Origin of the sequence: Pelotomaculum terephthalicicum JT, from assembly GCF_022410535.1 — a bacterium.
GTDB lineage: Bacteria > Bacillota > Desulfotomaculia > Desulfotomaculales > Pelotomaculaceae > Pelotomaculum_D > Pelotomaculum_D terephthalicicum.
Map to the genome: position 1 here is coordinate 78,283 of NZ_JAKNBL010000004.1, position 17,503 is coordinate 95,785.

Below are 17,503 nucleotides of genomic sequence, written 5' to 3' on the forward strand. Positions count from 1 at the left end.
AGTAATTCTAATGCCTGAATGGTTAAATATTTTGCTCCGTTCTATTGGTTTATTTTTTCTCACCTTACTTCTTGTTCGTCTCATAGGAAAAAGGCAAACCTCCCGGTTGACCTTTTTTGATCTTATTACCGGTATTGTAACCGGGGTTATGGCTGCCGCCGTTTCCTTAAACCTAATCAAAGACTTGGCCAACGGTCTTATTGCCCTGGCGGTTTGGACCGTATTCCCGGCGTTAATTTACGTTTTATCAATAAAATACAAAACGGTAAGAGATATCGTCCAGGGAAAAGAAACAGTCCTTATTAACCATGGTAAAGTCCTGGAAGATAAATTATTGGAAGCCCGTCTTACACCTGAAGATTTGTTAAGCCGGCTGCGCAAGAAAAATGTTTTTAATTTCGCCGACGTGGAATTCGCCGTGCTTGAACCTACCGGGGAGGTAAGTACCCTTCTTAAGAAAGATAAACAACCTCTTACCGCCAAGACTCTGGGTATAAACGTTGGGCAGGAAAGCGTACCCCAGACGGTTATGCTTGACGGGATTATCATGGATGAACCGCTTACGGCAATGGGACTAAACAGGCGCTGGCTGCATACAGAATTGGAAAAAGTGGGAGTGGCGCCTGAAAACGTCTTTATCGGCCAAGTGGATTCCGTAGGACAATTATATCTTGACCTGTTTGACGATACTATTCAGGTACCTAAGCCCAAAACAAAAGAACTTGCCTATGCCACCATGAAAAAATGTCAGGCGGACTGTGAATTGTACGCCTTAGGGACAAAACAACCGGAGGCCAAGAAGATGTACGAAAAATCTTCTGAGATATTGTCGGAAGTAATTCAGGAATTAGAGCCTTTGCTTAAGCGGTAAGGAAACACGCCTCAAGCTAAGGAATGGGGACCACACCTCCTTTGGAGGAATGTCCCCGGTGGAATGTCCCCTAATCTGGTAAAGGAGGCTTTCTAAATTGTCCAATAAGAAAAAGAAGAAATTAACTCCGGTACAACAGCAGTATCATTCCTTTTCTAAAGCCAGGGAGCCTCAACGACCGGTTCTGCTAAATGTAATCAGGGCATTTTTAGCAGGGGGTACAATTTGTCTTCTAGGGCAATTTATTCAGGATTTTTTTCTCTGGAATTTTAATTTTACCGAGAAGACGGCAGGAGATCCGACAGCGGCCGTGTTGATTTTACTCTCAGTTATTCTAACCGCTTCAGGCGTCTATGATCATATCGCCCAATGGGCAGGCGCCGGAACAGCGGTGCCGGTAACCGGGTTTGCCAATTCCATTGCTTCGGCGGCTATCGAACACCGAAGTGAGGGATTTGTGCTTGGTGTTGGGGCAAGTATGTTTCAGCTGGCAGGTTCGGTAATCGTCTTTGGCGTTTTTGCCGCCTTTGTGGTTGCCCTCATTAAAACTGCATTGACACTGTTGGGGGGCTCCTAGCATGCTGCATGGACACCAAACCTGGGTCTTTTCCAACAAGCCCACCATTTTGTCTGCGGCAGCCGTTGGAGGACCCTTTGAGGCCAAAGGGCCCCTGGCTGAGGATTTCGATATCCTGCACGGCGATTTATGGCTCGGGCAGGATAGTTATGAGAAAGCAGAAAAAAAGATGCTGGAAGAGGCATGTGAAACAGCAATTAAAAAGGCCGGTTTGCAAAAACAGGATCTTCAGTTCTTTCTCAGCGGAGACCTGATGAATCAGATTATCTCCAGCAGCTTTGCCGCCAGAACTTTGGCGATACCTTACCTGGGACTTTACGGAGCCTGTTCCAGTTCAATGGAGAGCCTGGCTTTGGGCTCTCTGATAATAGACAGCCAATCCGCCAATTATGTTCTCTGTGGTACTTCCAGCCACAATGCGGCAGCTGAAAAGCAATACCGGTATCCCACTGAATATGGTTCCCAAAAACCTCCTACCGCCCAGTGGACTGTGACAGGCGCCGGTGTTGCCGTCCTTGGCTCTGAGGGAGAAGGGCCACAGGTTACTTCGGCCACCATCGGCAAAGTAGTGGATATGGGAGTAACCGACCCTTTTAATATGGGGAGCGCCATGGCGCCGGCAGCGGTAGACACCATCACGGCCCATTTCAGGGACCTGCGCGTTTCTCCCGGGGATTACGACCTGATCGCCACAGGAGACCTGGGACGGGTGGGACATAAAATTGCCGGCGATCTGTTGAAAAAACATGGCCTTGAGATTCCAGACAATATATTTACAGACTGCGGCTTACTTATCTATTGCGAAGATCAACCTGTCGTAATGGCCGGGGGCAGCGGTTGCGGCTGCTCGGCCACCGTTGCCTACGGGCACATATTAAACAGGATGAAAAAGGGAGAACTGAAAAAGGTTTTAATTGTTGCCACCGGGGCGCTCCTGTCTCCCTTGTCCTACCAGCAGAAGGAGAGCATTCCCGGCATCGCTCACGCTGTTTCTATTGAGTACGACCATTAGAGGTGATTTTTGTGGAAGCTTATTTTTGGGCTTTTGTGGTTGGCGGGCTTATTTGTGTCATAGGGCAATTGCTACTGGATGTCGGGAAGTTTACCCCGGCCCATACCATGAGTATTCTTGTGGTGTCAGGCGCCATTCTGGATGGCCTGGGTCTTTACGAACCACTGATTGATTTTGCCGGCGCCGGCGCCACCGTCCCCATAACCAGCTTTGGGAACGCTTTGGTGCACGGGGCCATGGCTGAAGCTGAACAAGTAGGGATTATTGGAATTCTTACCGGGATTTTTGAAGTGACCAGCGCGGGTATATCCGCCGCCATTATTTTTGGCTTTCTTGCTTCATTGCTTTTCAAGCCTAAAGGATAAGAAAGGTGATACCGTGAAAATCATTCCGAAAGTTATTGTTTTGTCTCTTATATTATTAATGACGGCAGGTTGCGGTACGCTGAACTCTTCTTTAAAAAAGCCGCAGCCGGAACAGCAGATGAGCCGGGATGAAAAACAGATCCAAGTAAATCCTGAGCTTGCGGAAAAAGCAAAGAAAACAGCTGGAACGGTTAAGGGTGTCAAGGGGTGTACAGCCGTTGTGGTTAACAAAGACATATCCACTGCTATTAAAGTGAGCGGCTTTGACAGGCTGCGCTTAAAACCAATTAAAGAAGAAGTGCATAATAAAATAAAAGAATTGAACAAAGACTATAATGTACATGTTACATCAGATAAGAAACTTTTTATGCAACTGCAGCAAATAGAAAATCAAGTAAATGGGCCACAGGAGAAACCGCTGACAGATATACAAAAGAAGGTTATTAAGATAAATAAAGATATTCAAGGATGAAATCTCATGAACTTGCAAAAAATCGCCATGCCATTAATAATTGCCACTGCAGCAGTAATTATGGGAACGTCAACCTGTAAAGCTGCTGATACAACTTCCCTGGAAAATGAATTGCAAGCCAAGGTCAAGGAAATTTACGATGTCCGTGCCCTTGCCATTATTACGGGCGCCGATCCCGGACCGGCCCTGGCCTATTTTGACACCACGGCCCAACTGGGTCGCTGGGCTCTTTCGCACGAGCAGACCAGGCTGAATTTTATACAGTCGTGGGCTGAAAAGCGGGGTGTGCGTTTCACTGAGGCCACGCCTTCACTACACATTCCCTGGTCGCGGGTACAGGAAGACACCGCCGAATTTATTGTTTCCCAAACCCTCCAGTTGGGCTATGTTTATCCCAAAGACCCTACCGTAAACCGCTTTGGTATTGGCACCCGGCATTGGATAAAGCTGGCGCGCAAGGATGGGAAATGGCTCATCCGGCAAGATTTTTATACCGATGGCCTGTTTGATGATGCCAAAGCGCCCGACCCCACACCGGCAGACGGTAATGCCTCCATAGAACCGGTTGAACAATCCGCGTCCATAAAAAACGATTCCCACGCTGTTCTCGACCGGGAGGGAGCAGCCCGGTACGCGGATGAGTACGCCGGCCTGGCCTGGGGCGCCGGCAACGATCATAATTATAACCCGCGTTACGGCAACCTGAACGACATAGGCGGGGACTGCACAAATTTTGTATCCCAGTGCCTGGGGGATAAATCAGGAGGTAAACTCCCCATGGACGGCGCCTGGTACTACCGCCATGATCGAGAAGGCGGCTCAGGCAGTCTGGCCTGGGTGCAAGCCGAAGCCTTTGCCGAGTGGCTCTCATACAGCGGGCGGGGGCAACGGATAGCCTGGGGCACCTTCCCGGAAATGAATCAGCCTGACGCTAAATTTTCCTGTGGAGCTGTGCGGGAACTGCAAAAAGGGGATGTAATCGGTTATGAAGAGAATGGATATATTGAACATTTTGCTATTGTAGTAGGGACCGACTCGAAGGGATATCCAGTAGTGAATGCCCATACGGTAGACCGCTACCATTCCCCCTGGGACATGGGTTGTGATAAAACGACCGTTTTTCACCTTTTTCGCATCAATGATGCATCATTGATTAGGTAAAATTCCACCCTTCATACTGCATAAGCATCAAATCCGATGAAGTTCCAGAATAACGCGTCAGTAATGTCTAATAAACGCCCGGTTTGTTATATTCAATATCTATAATTTCTAAATCAAACCAATTGTAATCTCCTGTATCCAATTTCCAGATAACTTCCCCTCTGGCAGGAATCCTGATACCATTAAACTCCTTATTTTCTCCCATGAGAACTGACCAGGTTTTCATAAGATACTGGCCATTAAATTCCCCGTATCTTTCAGCAACCAGGCTAAGAACCTCACCCTTCTCGTTAAACGTAAATACCCCTGACGCGGTTATCCCCGCGTAGCTCATGGTAGCCCTTGCTGAATTGGCATCGATTTCTTCCCATTTTATGTAACTGCTCAAAGCCGCGGTTGGAAACCACGCCGTCTCAGCCAGATATCGCAACATCGCGCCCTGATCAATTTCTTTTCCCTTGGCATCCGCAACTTTAATCAACGAAAGAACCTTAATGAGCATGTGTCCTTTGCCTTTATTATACATGTCTCTTCCTGTAAAGTATAAAAGTGGCGCCATTCTGACCTTGGCTTTCCATATAAATCCCGGTTCATCTATCGTAAAGTATTGTTCCGCTTCAGCAGGCATCCATGCCCCGTCTTCTTTCAATCTCATAAATACACTTTGCCTTAAACGAACCGTTCTGATTCTTTCCTTGCCAACCACCTGGGACTGCACCAGCCATTTTTGAACGATGGGCGGCAACCCTTCCAAATCAGCTTTTTGAATAATCTCACCTTGATTATTCACATTATTAAAAAGTTCTCCAACTTCTCTTTTTACATTTTGGTTGAACCGAAAATCCGCTATAAATGAAACTGCTAGAATCAAGATTATGAATGCCAAAATAATTAACGCTACAAGCATAGCTTTGGGCATATAAGCAACTCCCTTAATTATTCATTTAATTCCCGTATAAAACAATGAACACAAAGCTAACCACTGTCAACCGGTAAAAATAGCCTACTTGTAAGTACTATTTATAGTTTATCTATTCTCACAAATTTTAAATAAGCTTAAGATTACAACAAAAAATCCACTGCGTTCCACCAGCGGATTTGCCTAGAATATATCTCGCTTACTTGTATGCCAGTATAAGTCCGGCGAAACCGGCACCGGATTGCAATATCTATAAAAGCTACTATTGAGCTGATTATAAATAGCTGAACTGCAACAGTGAGGATTGATTTAGACGGTATGTTTAAGGAAGTGTCAACAACCGGCACGTCCTTGGAGCCTGATGGATACACTTTAATATAATAAGTGCCGGACTGAGCAGGAAAGTATTCGGTAAAGTCACGGTAAGCAAGACCTCTGACGATAATTTTTTCGTTGGCATAAACATCTAAGGGCGGAGCGTCCGGGCAAGCATTCATTATTCGAATACAGGAAGACATAATATCAGCCTTGCTCAGGACTTTCCCGCGAAAAATCCCGGCAGTTTTCTCCCACAGCCAGGCCAGGTCTGCGACGGCTTCCAGGGTCACGTCCAGTACGGGTAAAAAGATTGGTATGGTAAACCCTCTTCCATTTTTTCTTATCCGCACAAAAACAAAGTAACTGCGGCGTGGCATGCTAGTCCACATAGACCTCCACCCTTACTCTTCCTTCTTCCTGGTCCTCAACGTCGATGTCGACCAATTTTTCATCTACCAGGCCCTGGTCGATAATCTGAATCAATTCTTCCAGGTTCATACTGGTAAGATCTATCCCTTTCTTTTGCATCTCCAAGCGCGCGTCCTCCGGGATAAACTTCATGCCAAAGACGGCGACCTTGGAAAAAGCCTTCATCAGTTTCAAGGGAATGTTGATATTTACTTTCTTTGTTTTGTCCCCGCTCACGCGCACCCGGAGAAACCTATCAGGGCCGGGGGAGGATGGCTTTTCCTCCGTCTCTTCCAGCGCTTTCAGCAAATCCATACCTTCGGCAGGAGTGATTTTCCCCTCCTGGATCATTTCCAAAATTTTAATTTTTTCGCTGTTCATTTGACTTAACTCCTTTCCAATCATTACAGAAGACTACTTTCCGGCTTTTTTAAGCTGCCGGATCGCGTCCTGGGGAGTGATTTCCCCTTTGTCCAGGGAGAGTAGTATTTTTTCACGGCTTTCCCTGTCTCCCTGGAGGTCAACCTTTTCCGCCCGGTAGCCTAAAGCCTGAATAACCCCCTCCAGGCGGTTTCTGACCGTGGGATAGGAAATGCCCAGTTCTTTCTCTACGTCTTTTATATTACCCCGGCATTTAATAAAGACTTCGATAAACTCCACCTGCTCATTTGGAAGGCGGCAGAATTTGCATGTGTCAAATTCACCTTCCAGATTTGTCTGACAGTGCGTACAGGTTAGTTTGCTCACCAGCATTTCGTAGCTGCAGACGGGGCAGCGGCCCGGATACCTGTATCTGATTTAATTCACCTCCAAACAGTGCTTTTTTAAACAGTGCTTTTTTAACCGATTTTTATATTCTCAAGAATAATATAGCGCAGCTTATTTATAATATCAATATATTGTTTAATATTATTAATGTACTGATTAATAATATTAATATAAGGATTATAGCCAATTACTATTCGTGGGTCAAATACAAAAAAAAGGCTGTTCCATTCCTTCGAACTCGCCTGGAAGCTTTACTTATCTTTATTATGCACTATGCCGACCACAGCCCACGCAAATCTCCTAGACTTCCCTTATCTGTCCCAGAATAGTCGGATCTTTTATTTTGACATCCTCGGTAAGGAAAATAATCTTTGATATTATCTCGGCTGTTTTTGGGTCGTCATCTAAAAAGGAAGGAAATATGGCCTCTGTGCTGTAAATGAACAGATAATATAATACTGGAGGATTAAAAAGTAGCCTTCTGAGTTGCTCATTTCCTTTTCCAACTGTTATTACTGAACTTCAGACTGGGGTTTGGGTGTCCTTAAATATTTTACACTCATCCATAAGTGAAAATTCCTGATATTCCGGTGAAGACCAGCGCCACAAGGTTTGTGCCGAGGGCCTTGTGCTGTCCCATTTTCAAATTGATACGGGGATAGAAAAGATATTAAAAATTTGTAAAAAGCTCAATACCAGTTGAGGATCGAACTGGCTTCCGGCGCACCTCTTTATTTCCATAATGGCCCTTTCATGGGGCATTGCCCTACGGTATGGCCGGTTGCTTGTCATCGCGTCGTAAGCATCTGCAATGGCCAGAATGCGGCACTCCAGAGGTATTTCCTTTCCCTTTGAGCCAAGGGGGTAGCCTCTTCCATCCCACCACTCGTGGTGTTTAAGAATCCAGTCTGCAATTGGGGCCAGGTCGGGCGCTGACTGTGCGATACGATGACCGATTTCAGTGTGCCTTTGCATTTCTTTGAATTCCTCAGAAGTTAAGGGGCCAGGCTTAAAAAGAATTCGGTCGGGTATCCCTACCTTGCCAATGTCGTGAAACTGAGCTAATAGTCTGAGGTCAGTTATCTTGTGCTCCGAGAAGCCAATCAATTTTCCTAAACCTACCACCAAATCCTGCAGGCGGTCTGCATGACCTTCCGTTATAAAGTCTCTCTCCTTCAATGCGTTCATAAGGGTTTGCACTATAGCGCTGCGGGCACTCTTGCTTTGATGGAGTTTCTCACGGTACATATTATTGTCAGCTTCTCTATAAAGATCGCGGATACGCGATGCATCGCTGGTTGCGGCCCCTGTCGATATACTTAGAGGTAGTTCAGGGTGGGTGGCGTTGTAACCTTCGACGGATTTTCGAATTCTCTCACAGGTTTTCTCAACAGAGCTGCTGTTGCAGTTCGGCAGTAGCGCGGCAAATTCATCGCCGCCGATGCGGGCCACTGTGTCACCTTCCCGCAACGATTGTTTAAGAACTCCGGCAACCGCAAGAAGCAGCGCGTCCCCCCTGTCGTGCCCCAGGGTATCGTTGACAAGTTTAAGTCCGTCCACGTCGCAGACGATTATACTTAGAGGGCCCGGGCAGATTCTCTCGCAGCGCTGCATTTCATGTTTAAAATAAGTTCTGTTGTATAGTCCGGTCAGCGAGTCATACAAGCTAAGGGCCTTGAGTTGCTCCTCTATCTTCTTACGCTCGGTAATGTCTATCAAAATCCCGCGTAAACCGGCGGGTTTGTTGCCTTTTATAATAAGAGACGCGTGTATCGCAATTTGAACGGTGGAACCGTCCCGCCTTTGTGCTGTATATTCATCTTCTCCAATTTTTTCTCCGTTTAAGATTCTCAATATATTCTGTCTAGCCCTGTCTCTGTCTTCCGGAACAATAAAATCCAGGACATTGATTCCCTTTTCAAACTCCTCTCTTGTACCGTCAAACAAAATGAACGCGCTCTGATTCCCCCTACCGAAGATTTGATGCGTGAACATGGTATGCTAAAACGTATTTTATTGATTTCGGGTTTTTTTGTATAAGAAAAGAGCCCGATGAAGGCTCTTAAAGATATTCACGAATAATAAAACCGCTTCGGTTAGAAACGGTTATCGGTGCGCGCCAGCCCTGGTTTTTTATTATTTTCGCCAGCAGTTGAATCTGCTTGTCCGGGTGAGTACCGGAGGCTCTTCTGGTCATACTTCAATTGCGATTCCCTGCCGGACAGCCTATTTATTAATCCTAACTTAATATTTAAGCGTTTAAGCGTTGCCTTATTTCTTCAGCAATTATCTCAATATCAACGTTTCCATCGTCGGAGTATACACTTTTACATTCTAACCTATACTCGGGAATTGTTTCCGCCGCTTCCCTTACCCTGAATAAAGGAGACAGCGCTGTATATTCAATCACATCTTTAGTATATTTATATTCAGCCCTCATGATAATGGTTTTTGCAAACAACTTAAGCAAATCTTCATTGTTATCGCCGCGAATTAAATCCCTTTGGATGTTAAACTTACCAATCCTATTTATTAAATCGCTCACAAATAAAACCTCGTCTACTCTTAATGTCAATGAACAAACTAATGATATTTTAGATTTGTCAAATTGTCAAGTTATGGCCAAACAATATCCTTCACCCAACTCGGTGATGGGTAAATTAATGCGCCTTATTCGCTCATCCGCACTTGTAAGCAAAAAACAGTACCAGTAATATAACTGCGAACACTAATACAGCATCCGTCCAAATTTTTGCTTTTCGAACTAAATGCATGGCCTTAAAATGCGCCTCTGAGACAACAGGTGCAGGTATCATCTTTAAAATAAATTCCGCCCCGAGCGGAATGAGGAGCATATCATCGATGTAACCGAGTCCGGGAATAACGAAGTCGGGAAGGAAGTCAACGGGACTTATAACATAGGCCGCCAGCAGCATGAGCAATGCTTTTGCCAGCCAGGGGACCCGCGGATCCTTGCTTGCGTAATAAAGTGTAAATATATCAGACTTCAGCCTTTTAATCCAATACCATAAACTTTTCAATAGAGATCCCCTTTCAAAGAGTCCCCGGCAAGACAAGCCTTAATACCGGCGGGAACCTTCCAAAGTAATAGTCTGCTCATGAGACTACTTGTTTATATTTCCGGCTTAAATACGCTATACTTACGAACTCATCCCGGCAAATTGGGATTGGATTTTGACAGCTGCCTGGTTCAAAAAATGGTGTGCTGCGCTGAAACAGTACACCATAATTATACACCTGTGTATTATGTAATATAAAATATCCTGGCGCAATCTGATGAATGCCCGCTCCTGACTCGACTAATAGCTGCACCCATAAAAATCACGGTCTAGAAACAGATCTTCTGATATTTTTGATACTTCTACCACCTGCTTAATAACATTCAATATGTCCTCAGCCAATAGGCTATCTCCAATCTGATAACATATTTTCAGCGATTCGGACCATAACCCAAGAGCTTGTTCTTCATCTCCCCCAATCATCAAGATTAACGCAATTGTGTGCAACGTAGCCGCCTTGCCTCTATTGTCCCCGATTGAATCCTTAATCGCCAGGGATTCTTTCAACAGTTCTATGGCGCGCTCGTCGTCTCCCCGCCGCTCCAGCAGCCCGGCCAAATTATCCAACGTGGCCGCCTTGCCTTTGATGTCCCCGATTGACTCATCGATCTTCAGGGATTCTTCCAGCAGTTCTATGGCGCGCTCGACTTCTCCGCGCTGCGCCAGCAACCCGGCCATGTTGTTCAACGTGTCCGCCTTGCCTTGAGCGTCCCCGATTGAATCCTTAATCGCCAGGGATTCTTTTAACAGTGATGCTGCGCGCTCAGATTCTCCACGCTGTGCCAGCAACCAGGCCATGTTACTCAACGTGTCCGCCTTGCCTTGAGCGTCTCCGATTGAATCCTTAATCGTCAGGGATTCTTCCAGCAGTTCCATGGCGCGCTCGACTTCTCCGCGCTGCGCCAGCAACCCGGCCATGTTATTCAACGTGTCCGCCTTGCCTTGAGCATCCCCGATTGAACCTTCGATCGCCAGGGACTCTTCTAACAATGCCAAAGCACGCTCGGTTTCTCCGCGCTGCGCCAGCAACCCGGCCTCATTATTCAACATGTCGGCCTTGCTCTTAGCGTCCCCGTTTGACTTATCAGTTGCCGGGAATTCTTCATTCAGTGCCATTGCTAGAAATACTCCTTCCATAAATAACATTATTTGTTAAATGCTTGCGGGTGCTCATGTTATTTTTATATTTCGATATCTTACGTTATAATCCTTCATAAGCAGGCAGGATATATTTTTATCATAAAAAATACACGGGTTGCCTGCTTCCATTGTGCATTGGCCGCGGTATGAGTATCGCCGGCATTCACTGTTGCCGCCGGCGGAATTCCAGGTAGGAAAAGGCCACGGGAATAATCACCGCCAGGCCAAGAGAGACACCCATAATCACGGCTCCCGCCGCGCCGCCGGCCAGCGCCGCCGCCAGTCCAGCCAGACCGGCGGCCACCCAAAGCCGGGCGGCCAGCCGGTGCGTCTTCTGCCAGACCGCTTCATTGGCCAGCGTCCACGGGGTTTTAATACCCACAAAGTAATTTTGCCTGATCTGTCCCATAAAATTGCCCATTACGATAAACAGCACGGCAATACTTGTTATAACCACTCGATCCACAGGTACCTGGTATCCCTGCGCATTTGCCACAATGACAGCATATAAGCCAGTCATGAAAATAACCATAACAGCCCTTAACAGCCTGTATGCGCCGGCAAATTTCTGGCAGTTCTGTTTTTTGGGGTCGATTAGGGGCAGAAACAACATCAAAATATATATGGCGGCGGTCATTGCTGGTATTCCAAAAGCTCCCCAAAACCGGGAAGAATATCTATCCACCTCACCCGCCAGGTTCCAGTGGCTGGCCACCTGCTCCGGCAGATGCGGATAAATGATAAAGCCCGCTATTAATGCCCCGGTGACAATTAACAGCAGCGGCCATTCTCCTCTTATGAAAACATGCCAATTGCCTTTTTTATTCTCAGTTTTCACGCAAGCTCACCTTTCCTTCCGTTCCAAGATCTCGGAAAACCAGCCCATTATCTCTTGAAACACGGTCATATTCAACGAATAGTAAATATATTGCCCCTGGCGTTCGTCCAGCACCAGCCGGGACTGTTTTAAAATATTCAAATGATGGGAGATGCTCGGCTTGGTAATATTGAATTGCTCCGCGATTTCCCCGGCCGTCATATCCCGTTCCCGCAACAGCCTGAGAATCTTCCTGCGCGTCGGATCGGCCAGAGCCTTGAATGTAGCGCTAACCAAATCCCCCTCCTCCTTTAGTTCGATATTTAGATAAATATCTAAATATATTATATATTTTTTATATAGCGCTCCGCAAGCCCCTATTTTAGTTTGGCACGACGCTCCATCTGTTCAGCACCCCATCTGGCAAGTTCATCAAGCGCCGGCAGCAGGCTCATCCCGGCTTCGGTTAGGGAGTATTCCACGCGGGGAGGTATTTCTATGTATTGGACACGATGAATTAAACCATTTTCTTCCAGTTCTTTTAAGGATTGGGAGAGCATCGTATTGGTTATGCCGGGAACTTTTCTCTTTAGCTCATTATAACGCAACACCGCGTTTTGGTTGAGGGCCCATATGATTGGAAGCTGCCACTTTCCTCCGATAATGTTCAGGGCATATGCGACGGGGCAGACGCTGACATTTTCAAAAATTACCTGTTCATTGTTCATGGTTTGTTTTTCCAATAATCATAATATCCTGACCAAGACAGAAATAACTGCATACTTGATTTTTTATTTCTTTCTCATAAGATACTATCATAAACAAAAAACTAAAGTAAAGGAGTAAATATTTATGGATGAAGTTCTTAAATTCCTGACTGATGACCCCTCCGTGTTTTATATTGCCACAATTGACGGCGATATGCCCAAGGTGCGCCCCTTCGGATTCGCCATGATCCATGAAGGAAAGCTGTGTTTTTGCACCAGCAACCAGAAAAAAGTATACAAGCAACTCAAAGCCAACCCTAATTTTGAAATCTCTAAAACGGCGAAAGATGGCGAGTGGCTGCGCTTAAACGGCAAGGCTGTATTCAACACCACCAAGCAATCCAAGCAAGCCGCGCTGGAAGCTATGCCTATGCTCGGCAAAATGTACAGCGTTGACGATTCTATTTTTGAAATATTCTATATCGAAAACGCGGAAGCGACATTTTGCAATATGAAAGGCGCGTCCAGAACGATCAAGCTGTAGAGACCGCGGAATCCGCTATAGAATGCTTATACGCCGGAAATGACAGAGAATCTGTTGTTTTCGGCGTTTATTCATCTTCAAGTTGATTTCCACCTTCGTCACAGAAAATGGCCTGCGTTTGATAAGAAATATTTGCTGCCCCCACAATACGACAAATTATTCACGTATAGCATGATATAGTAATATGTAGAAATTTAAACCAATATAGCCATATTACTCGATTTGGTTTATTTTCGCATTACAATATTTATTTGGAGGAATGGCAAATGAAAATTTTAAAAATGTGTTTACTGGTGATTGTCGCAAGTTTGTGCTTAAGCATCACCACAGCCGGGTGGGCGTCGCAGGAAACCAAAATACACCCCACGATCCGTATTCAAAAAGATAAGGCTAAAAATATAACCGACAATAATATACCGGGATATAATCCTTACCAAATTAAAAAAGCATATGGAATAAACAACTTGCCGTATACGGGAGCAAAACAAACAATCGCTATTATTGAGGCATTCGGAAGTCCAACCATCAAGAATGATCTCAAAGTCTTTGAAAAAGAATTTAAATTACCGCCTGCCCACCTGGAAATTGTATATCCTCAGGGTCCCCCTTCTGAAATCAACCCATTGTGGGCCGGTGAGACCTCCCTTGATGTTCAATGGGCCCACGCCCTGGCTCCTAAAGCAAAAATTATGCTTGTAGTAGCTAAATCCGATTCAGCGGAAGATCTTATCGAAGCTGTCGATTACGCTGTATATAAAGGCGCTCAGGTGGTTTCCATGAGTTGGGGCGGTGAAGAATTTCCCGAGGAGACTTCTCTGGAAGATCACTTTAAGCATCGCGGCACGGTATTTATCGCTGCGTCAGGGGATTCAGGCTCCACTATTTTATGGCCCGCGTTATCACCTAACGTTATCAGCGTGGGTGGGACAACCCTCCCGTTGGATTCCAGGGGTAACTTGACAGGACCTGAGACAGCATGGACATGGTCGGGCGGCGGGATTAGTGTATATGAGCCGTTACCGGACTATCAAGACAAGTATGGCATTTCAGCTGATGGACGGGGTGTTCCTGACGTATCCTTTAACGCTGATCCCGAAACGGGTGTTGCCGTATATCTTAGTACCCCCATCCAGGGAAGTGTAGGTTGGTTTGAAGTGGGCGGCACCAGTTTTGGAGCACCTGCGTGGGCAGCCATCATCGCCCTTGCCGACCAAAAGCTTTCAAGGCCTTTAACCGATGGGCATGACGCGCTTTACCAGTTGGGCTCCGGAGTCAACTATTCAAAGAATTATCGAGATATTACAAGCGGCGGAAATGATAGTTACAGCGCCGGACCTGGTTACGATTTTGTTACAGGTCTTGGAAGCCCGAAGGTAAACAAGCTAATTAATAAATTAAGGAGCCATAAGAATGTTGGTGTTTATAATATTGATGATGTAGATGCTGATGTGGATAAGTAACAGCCGTAACAAGCCGAGGACGTTCTTTTTGCTTCCATTTTAAAACTTAATAATTTAACTGATGATGAGGGGGTGGCAATCACCCCCTCATCATCAGTGTCAGCCTCCATTTTTATATATGATAAGCAATTGTTTAATATTACTGATTATGTGATATAATATTACTGAAATTGTAATATTGATAGAGGTGATCTTAGTGTTATTCCCACTCGGTGGTCCGGTACCGGAAAGTGACATTGTCGGCAGGGAAGATTTTATTATATCCCTTGAAACCAGATTGACCGAAGGCCAGAGTGTGATGCTCGCGGGACCGCGCAGGATTGGAAAAACCTCTATTGCCAACGAAGTGTCGCGCCGGTTGCAGAAAAAGGGGTTTTACGCGGCTTCGGTCGACTTCTTCCGCACATCAAGCAAGAGAAACATCGCTGAATCCATCGTCAATAGTTGTCTCGAAAACAGAACCGGCATAAGAAAAACGTTAAACGCCGTATGGGACCGGGCGAAGCTGCTGGCCGGCGCCGCTAAGATTGCGGTCAAGGTGGAGGATCTGGAGCTAAATATCGGTTTTCCAAAGAAGGAAATAGATGATGAGGCACTTTTGGAATACGCTTTAAATCTGCCCGATGTTCTCGCTGAAAAGGACCATAAGCGTATGGTAATAGTCTTTGACGAGTTCCAGGATGCCGGTCAAATCGGTGGAATCGACATATACAAGGTTATGCGTTCTCATTTTCAGCATCAAAAAAATGTGGCATATCTTTTTCTTGGCTCGAAAGAAGGCATGATGCAATCCCTTTTTGCAGGGAAGAAACACGCTTTCTATCGTTTTGCCACGGTTCTCCCCATCCCGCAGATACCGGAAGAGGCGTGGATTGGTTATATTACCCGCAAGTTTAATGAAAAAGGTATTGAGGCAAGCAGCGATTATGTCCCAAAAGAGATCGTTCGGCTGGCCGGGGGACATCCACAGGATACGATGCTTATTAGTACGGAGGCATATTATACGTTGCTGGAAACCGGGGAAAAGAGATTATCCGGCAAGATAGTAAGAATCGCTTATGAGCGAGCCATAGTTTCTCTTACACCTGTCTTTGATGAAATATTAGGCGAGGTGGGTAAAAAGCCTTTTGTCCGGGAAGTCCTTCGCCGCCTTGCCGTGGGAGAAGTAATTTATAAGGATAAGAACAACCCAAATGATATTAAGCGTGCTATTGATCAACTCATCATGAGCGCGGTAATTGAAAAAGAAGGCCGGGGCAAGTACAAGTTTGTTGAACCGATGCTGAATGATTATATTCAAAGGAATTATTAGATCCGCTCTGGGGCTGCCTGCTATTTCCATTATTTTGCTTTATATAATCTTCTATTATCCAACACCCAAATTCTTTGAGAAAAATCACCCTTGCCAATATTTTCAAGGGCCTTTTCGATATCAAACATCCTGGTATCAATTATATCAATATAATGCAATAATTCTGCCTCAGGTATTTGGGGTCTGGTTGGGCTACCATATTCAGGTTCGTAATGATGTGACAGGATCATGTGTTGTAACAATAATGAAATTTCCTCATCCGCTCCGATTTCCTCTGCCGCAAAAGCTATCTTTTTGATTCCTTGAACAATATGACCCAACAGGTTTCCCTCAATAGTGTAATCTGTTACAATGCCAAGTTCATTGGCATCCATTTCATCAAGCTTAGCTATGTCATGTAAAATAATGCCGGCATACAGCAAGTCGGTATTAATAAATGTGTAAATTTCACTCAGTTTCTCACCGCTCTTGAGCATAGTCATAATATGATAGAGCAGACCAGACCTGATAGAATGATGATTCTTCTTAGCCGCGGGGTAAAACATTAACTTATCTTTACTGTCGTTTAAAATCCTGCTAACAATTTCAAGCACATCACGGTTCTTAATTCTAGATACATATTTTAATATTTCTTCATACATAAGATCCGGTTGACAGGGAGCCATTGGAATAAAATCTTCAATATTGATTCCATCCGTGCCTGCGGTTAACCTTATTTTTTCGATTCTGCATTGAAGTTGATTTTGCCATTCAGTTATTATTCCTTTAACCTTTACCACTACTCCAGCATAATATCTATGTTCATCACCTTCGGATACATCCCATATTTTTGCATTGATCGTACCGGTTTTATCGGATAGTATCAAATCAAAATATTTTTTATTGTTGCTTGCTGTTTTACACTCTATCGCTTTTATAAAATAAAATCCATAAGCCACATCGCCTAACCTTAACTGACTGATTGTCTTATATTCCAATGCCTCACATCCTCAAATATATTTTTAGCTGGGGTAACGTTTTAAATTCCGGAGATTCAGTTTCATCTATCGCTAACTTAACAGCAGCTTCCAAAAGGTGATTATTACTCAAAAATTTCATAAGACTTGAGTTTTTTTTAATATCTTTTTCTTCGTAATACTCTTTTCCTTGCAGAGTAAACATTCCTTGTATCGGCAATCCATCATCCGGTTTCATGTCGTCTTCATTTTCTTCTGATTCCATTCTCTGAACCGGCAAACCGACAGGCTGTTGCCGCAAATGAGATTTTAACAGCTGCATTACAGCGCTATTACCGATCGTCTTTTGAAGTTGCATTATTTTTTCTTGAGTAAGTAAAAAGCCAGCGGATAAATGCCCTTGCGAATTGTGCTCAGCCTTTTTCTTGCTGTCGTGTTTTTCAGAAAGATCATGATTATTGGCCGATTTCGGTGCTTGTGTAAACATTGGCCCCTCCAGGAAAGTTTATTGCATTAAATAAATTGTCATATTATGTCGATTTATATAAATACAAATATTGACCGACGTTATACGCCGGTCAATTAGCATGCCATTATCATTTTGTTATATTTCTAC

24 protein-coding genes are annotated in these 17,503 nt (G+C 44.9%); 9 read left to right on the forward strand and 15 right to left on the reverse strand.

Annotation, left to right across the window (positions count from 1 at the left end; genetic code table 11):
* Positions 1–10: 10 nt before the first annotated feature.
* The 6 genes from L9W92_RS04735 to L9W92_RS04760 all read left to right on the forward strand — a co-directional run bounded on the left by L9W92_RS04735 (position 11) and on the right by L9W92_RS04760 (position 4,458).
* Positions 11–871: a DUF421 domain-containing protein gene (locus tag L9W92_RS04735; protein WP_240082602.1), complete on the forward strand. Its 861-nt coding sequence runs from the start codon at positions 11–13 to the stop codon at positions 869–871.
* A gap of 97 nt (positions 872–968) precedes the next feature.
* Positions 969–1,448: a stage V sporulation protein AC gene (gene spoVAC / locus L9W92_RS04740; RefSeq protein ID WP_240082603.1), complete on the forward strand. Its 480-nt coding sequence runs from the start codon at positions 969–971 to the stop codon at positions 1,446–1,448.
* Between the two features lies 1 nt (position 1,449).
* On the forward strand, positions 1,450–2,460 hold the full coding sequence (gene spoVAD, locus L9W92_RS04745) for a stage V sporulation protein AD (protein WP_240082604.1): 1,011 nt from the start codon (positions 1,450–1,452) through the stop codon (positions 2,458–2,460).
* Positions 2,461–2,471: 11 nt separating this feature from the next.
* Positions 2,472–2,825, forward strand: a complete 354-nt coding sequence (gene spoVAE, locus L9W92_RS04750) for a stage V sporulation protein AE (protein ID WP_240082605.1) — start codon at positions 2,472–2,474, stop codon at positions 2,823–2,825.
* Positions 2,785–3,297, forward strand: a complete 513-nt coding sequence (locus L9W92_RS04755) for a YhcN/YlaJ family sporulation lipoprotein (RefSeq protein ID WP_240082606.1) — start codon at positions 2,785–2,787, stop codon at positions 3,295–3,297. Before spoVAE ends, L9W92_RS04755 begins: the two co-directional genes overlap by 41 nt.
* A 6-nt stretch (positions 3,298–3,303) precedes the next feature.
* On the forward strand, positions 3,304–4,458 hold the full coding sequence (locus L9W92_RS04760; RefSeq protein ID WP_240082607.1) for an amidase domain-containing protein: 1,155 nt from the start codon (positions 3,304–3,306) through the stop codon (positions 4,456–4,458).
* A gap of 67 nt (positions 4,459–4,525) precedes the next feature.
* Here the strand turns inward: L9W92_RS04760 and L9W92_RS04765 are convergent, their stop codons facing one another.
* The 13 genes from L9W92_RS04765 to L9W92_RS04820 form a co-directional block, all read right to left on the reverse strand.
* A complete protein-coding gene (locus tag L9W92_RS04765) occupies positions 4,526–5,377 on the reverse strand; it encodes a DUF6544 family protein (RefSeq protein WP_240082608.1) in 852 nt (283 codons plus the stop codon).
* A 143-nt stretch (positions 5,378–5,520) separates the two neighbouring features.
* Positions 5,521–6,084, reverse strand: coding sequence for a DUF4397 domain-containing protein (locus L9W92_RS04770; RefSeq protein ID WP_240082609.1), 564 nt, complete (start codon positions 6,082–6,084; stop codon positions 5,521–5,523).
* Positions 6,074–6,484, reverse strand: a complete 411-nt coding sequence (locus tag L9W92_RS04775; RefSeq protein ID WP_240082610.1) for an SHOCT-like domain-containing protein — start codon at positions 6,482–6,484, stop codon at positions 6,074–6,076. Before L9W92_RS04775 ends, L9W92_RS04770 begins: the two co-directional genes overlap by 11 nt.
* A gap of 33 nt (positions 6,485–6,517) precedes the next feature.
* The gene (locus L9W92_RS04780) at positions 6,518–6,901 is read right to left on the reverse strand and encodes a DUF2089 domain-containing protein (protein WP_286726183.1); all 384 of its coding nucleotides are present in this window, start codon (positions 6,899–6,901) and stop codon (positions 6,518–6,520) included.
* A gap of 270 nt (positions 6,902–7,171) precedes the next feature.
* Positions 7,172–7,384 (reverse strand): DUF7737 domain-containing protein, encoded by a 213-nt coding sequence (locus L9W92_RS19495; RefSeq protein WP_446676301.1) that lies wholly within the window; start codon positions 7,382–7,384, stop codon positions 7,172–7,174.
* Positions 7,385–7,513: 129 nt separating this feature from the next.
* Positions 7,514–8,866, reverse strand: coding sequence for a diguanylate cyclase domain-containing protein (locus L9W92_RS04790; protein WP_240082612.1), 1,353 nt, complete (start codon positions 8,864–8,866; stop codon positions 7,514–7,516).
* A 67-nt stretch (positions 8,867–8,933) separates the two neighbouring features.
* Positions 8,934–9,068 carry a ParB N-terminal domain-containing protein gene (locus L9W92_RS18805; RefSeq protein ID WP_282442293.1) on the reverse strand — a complete coding sequence of 45 codons (135 nt, stop codon included), beginning with the start codon at positions 9,066–9,068 and terminating at the stop codon, positions 8,934–8,936.
* A gap of 54 nt (positions 9,069–9,122) precedes the next feature.
* Positions 9,123–9,416: a hypothetical protein gene (locus tag L9W92_RS04795; protein WP_240082613.1), complete on the reverse strand. Its 294-nt coding sequence runs from the start codon at positions 9,414–9,416 to the stop codon at positions 9,123–9,125.
* 133 nt (positions 9,417–9,549) lie between these two features.
* Positions 9,550–9,912 (reverse strand): YkvA family protein, encoded by a 363-nt coding sequence (locus L9W92_RS04800; RefSeq protein ID WP_240082614.1) that lies wholly within the window; start codon positions 9,910–9,912, stop codon positions 9,550–9,552.
* Between the two features lie 279 nt (positions 9,913–10,191).
* Entirely contained in the window at positions 10,192–11,067 is an 876-nt protein-coding gene (locus L9W92_RS04805) for a tetratricopeptide repeat protein (RefSeq protein WP_240082615.1), read from the reverse strand.
* Between the two features lie 187 nt (positions 11,068–11,254).
* On the reverse strand, positions 11,255–11,929 hold the full coding sequence (locus L9W92_RS04810) for an SdpI family protein (protein WP_240082616.1): 675 nt from the start codon (positions 11,927–11,929) through the stop codon (positions 11,255–11,257).
* Positions 11,930–11,935: 6 nt separating this feature from the next.
* Positions 11,936–12,205: an autorepressor SdpR family transcription factor gene (locus tag L9W92_RS04815; protein ID WP_240082617.1), complete on the reverse strand. Its 270-nt coding sequence runs from the start codon at positions 12,203–12,205 to the stop codon at positions 11,936–11,938.
* An 80-nt stretch (positions 12,206–12,285) separates the two neighbouring features.
* On the reverse strand, positions 12,286–12,636 hold the full coding sequence (locus tag L9W92_RS04820; RefSeq protein ID WP_240082683.1) for a winged helix-turn-helix transcriptional regulator: 351 nt from the start codon (positions 12,634–12,636) through the stop codon (positions 12,286–12,288).
* A 124-nt stretch (positions 12,637–12,760) separates the two neighbouring features.
* On the opposite strand from L9W92_RS04820, the gene L9W92_RS04825 reads away from it, so the two are divergent.
* From L9W92_RS04825 to L9W92_RS04835, 3 genes are all read left to right on the forward strand, one after another.
* The gene (locus L9W92_RS04825; protein WP_240082618.1) at positions 12,761–13,159 is read left to right on the forward strand and encodes a pyridoxamine 5'-phosphate oxidase family protein; all 399 of its coding nucleotides are present in this window, start codon (positions 12,761–12,763) and stop codon (positions 13,157–13,159) included.
* A 266-nt stretch (positions 13,160–13,425) separates the two neighbouring features.
* Positions 13,426–14,619 carry a S53 family peptidase gene (locus tag L9W92_RS04830; RefSeq protein WP_240082619.1) on the forward strand — a complete coding sequence of 398 codons (1,194 nt, stop codon included), beginning with the start codon at positions 13,426–13,428 and terminating at the stop codon, positions 14,617–14,619.
* A 196-nt stretch (positions 14,620–14,815) separates the two neighbouring features.
* The gene (locus L9W92_RS04835; protein WP_240082620.1) at positions 14,816–15,931 is read left to right on the forward strand and encodes an AAA family ATPase; all 1,116 of its coding nucleotides are present in this window, start codon (positions 14,816–14,818) and stop codon (positions 15,929–15,931) included.
* A 29-nt stretch (positions 15,932–15,960) separates the two neighbouring features.
* Here the strand turns inward: L9W92_RS04835 and L9W92_RS04840 are convergent, their stop codons facing one another.
* Both L9W92_RS04840 and L9W92_RS04845 read right to left on the reverse strand, forming a co-directional pair.
* Positions 15,961–16,908: a 3'-5' exoribonuclease YhaM family protein gene (locus L9W92_RS04840; RefSeq protein ID WP_240082621.1), complete on the reverse strand. Its 948-nt coding sequence runs from the start codon at positions 16,906–16,908 to the stop codon at positions 15,961–15,963.
* A gap of 4 nt (positions 16,909–16,912) precedes the next feature.
* On the reverse strand, positions 16,913–17,374 hold the full coding sequence (locus tag L9W92_RS04845) for a hypothetical protein (protein WP_240082622.1): 462 nt from the start codon (positions 17,372–17,374) through the stop codon (positions 16,913–16,915).
* Positions 17,375–17,503: the final 129 nt, after the last annotated feature.